The sequence below is a fragment of the Saccharomonospora iraqiensis subsp. paurometabolica YIM 90007 genome (assembly GCF_000231035.2).
GTDB lineage: Bacteria > Actinomycetota > Actinomycetes > Mycobacteriales > Pseudonocardiaceae > Saccharomonospora > Saccharomonospora paurometabolica.
The window spans coordinates 79,340-81,592 of sequence record NZ_KI912254.1; the positions used below are offsets into that span (position 1 = coordinate 79,340).

3 protein-coding genes are annotated in these 2,253 nt (G+C 74.8%); 1 reads left to right on the top strand and 2 read right to left on the bottom strand.

Annotated features, from left to right (window positions below):
* The coding region (locus tag SACPADRAFT_RS28625; protein WP_007027345.1) for a murein hydrolase activator EnvC family protein at nucleotides 1-457 on the top strand (457 nt) is incomplete at its 5' end.
* Between the two features lie 55 nt (nucleotides 458-512).
* Here SACPADRAFT_RS28625 and SACPADRAFT_RS28630 read toward each other — a convergent pair.
* A complete protein-coding gene (locus tag SACPADRAFT_RS28630; protein ID WP_007027346.1) occupies nucleotides 513-1,670 on the bottom strand; it encodes a FliA/WhiG family RNA polymerase sigma factor in 1,158 nt (385 codons plus the stop codon).
* On the bottom strand, nucleotides 1,642-2,253 hold a 612-nt coding region (locus SACPADRAFT_RS34150; protein WP_040924574.1), incomplete at its 5' end, for a tyrosine-type recombinase/integrase. The genes SACPADRAFT_RS34150 and SACPADRAFT_RS28630, both read right to left, overlap by 29 nt.

Here is a 2,253-nt window from a genome sequence, read left to right on the forward strand (position 1 = left end):
GCCCGGGGGCGACGACCGCGCCGACACGCACACCCGGGCGGGCCGGCTCTCCTGGCCGTTGTCCCCCGCACCTGCGGTGGTCCGACCGTTCGACGGGGGGACGTCGCCGTACGGGCCCGGACACCGCGGGGTCGACCTCGAGGCCACGGCGGGCGCACCGGTTCTCGCCGCCGCCGCGGGACACGTCGTCTTCGCCGGTCCCGTCGCCGGCCGTGGGGTGGTCTCCCTCGACCACGACGGAGGTCTGCGCACCACCTACGAACCCGTGCGGCCGTCGGTGTCGACGGGCAGCAGGGTCCGCCGCGGGGAGGTGATCGGCACCGTGGTGGCGGGCCACGACGGCTGCGCGGAACACGCCTGTCTGCACTGGGGCCTGCGCCGGGACGGCCGCTATCTCGACCCGCTGCGTGCGGTCGGTCCCGGCGTCCGGCTCCGGTTGAAGCCGTGGACGGGCTGAGCCGCGGAGTTCGGGACGGGGCGGGAGCCCGTCAGGCCCCCGCCTGTTCGACCCGTCAGGTCCCCGCCTGTTCGAGCAGCTTGGCACGCAACCGCAGGACCGCCCGGGTGTGCAGCTGGCTCACCCGGGACTCGGTCACGCCGAGCACCCTGCCGATCTCGGCGAGGGTGAGGCTCTCGAAGTAGTAGAGACTCACCACGATCCGGTCCCGCTCGTTGAGCTGGGCGATCGCCTCGGCGAGCTGCCTGCGGTTGTCCCGGTCGACCAGCACCGTGGCGGGGTCGACGGCGTCCTCGTCGGGCAGGGTCTCGGCCGCCGTGCCGGGGCCGGTCTCGGTGTTCGCGCCGACCAGGTCGTCGAGGGCGACCACACTGGTCAACCGCAACTGCCCGTACAGGTCCCGGAGTTCCCGGACCGAGACGCCGAGTTCGGCGGCCACCTCGGAGTCGGTCGGCGTCCGGCGCAGACGCGCGCCCAACCGGTCGTGGGCGCGTTCCACCTCCCGCGCCCGGCTGCGGATCACCCGCGGCACCCAGTCCTGCGCCCGGAGGTCGTCCAGGATCGCGCCGCGGATCCGCTGCATCGCGTACGTCTCGAACCGCAGGCCCCGCTCCGGATCGAACTTCTCGATCGCGTCGACGAGCCCGAAGATGCCCGACTGGACGAGATCGGAGACGTCCACGTGGGAGGGCAGGCCGGTGCCGACCCGGCCCGCGACGTATTTGACCAGCGGTGCGTAGTGCAGCACCAGCCGGTCCCGGACGCGCTGGTCCGGGGACCGGCCGAACTCGCGCCACAGCGCCGCGATGGTGGACTCCGCCTCGGCGTCCGCGCCGTCGGTCCGCGCCGGGCCGTCCGGGGCGGACCCGTCCACGGCGTGTCCCCGCCCCGGAGCAGCCGGTGCCCCGCCGTCGGCAGCGGCCCCACCGTCGCGGGCGGTCCCACCGTCGCGGGCGGCCCCACCATCGGCAGCGGTCTCCGACCGGCCGGCGTGCCCGGAGACGTCCCCCCGGCACGCCCGGGCGTCACCCGTTCGCGTGTCGGTCCCGCTGTCCGGTGCGTCCCCCGGGCCGTCCTCGGGGGCGCCCGGGACTCCGTCGGATCCGGCGGTGAGCTGTGCGGTCATGAGGCGGCCACGGTCGGCCGAGCCCGTGCCCGGCGAATCCGCTTCGGATCCACCGGCCTCATCGGGCACGGGGGTGGGTCTGGTCATGGATCGCCTTCAGCCGCTCGACGGTCACCTGCGTGTAGAGCTGCGTCGTCGCCAGCGTAGCGTGACCGAGCAGCTCCTGTACGCTGCGAAGGTCCGCCCCGCCGTCGAGCAGGTGTGTCGCCGCCGTGTGGCGCAGGCCGTGGGGGCCGGTGACCGCGGCGCCCCGCACCGGGGCCATCGCGTCGCGCACCACCCTCCGGGCGGTCCGTGGATCGAGTCGACCACCGCGGACACCGAGGAAGAGTGCGTCAGCGGACCGTGCGCGCACCAGCTCCGGCCGCCCCTGCCCCAGCCACGTGCGCAGGGCGCGTTCCGCGGGCACGCCGAACGGCACCATCCTCTGCTTCCTCCCCTTTCCCAGCACGCGGACGACCCGCCGACCGGAGTCGACGTCGTCGAGGTCCAGTCCGCACAGTTCCGAGACTCGCACACCTGTGGCGTACAGCAACTCGAGAACCGCGTGATCACGCAGCGCCACGGGGTCGTGCTCGGCGGCCGCGGTCGCGGACGCGCGGAGCACCTCGGCCGCCTGATCCGGACGGAGGACGGCGGGCAGCGCGCGGTGCGGCACGGGCGCCACCAA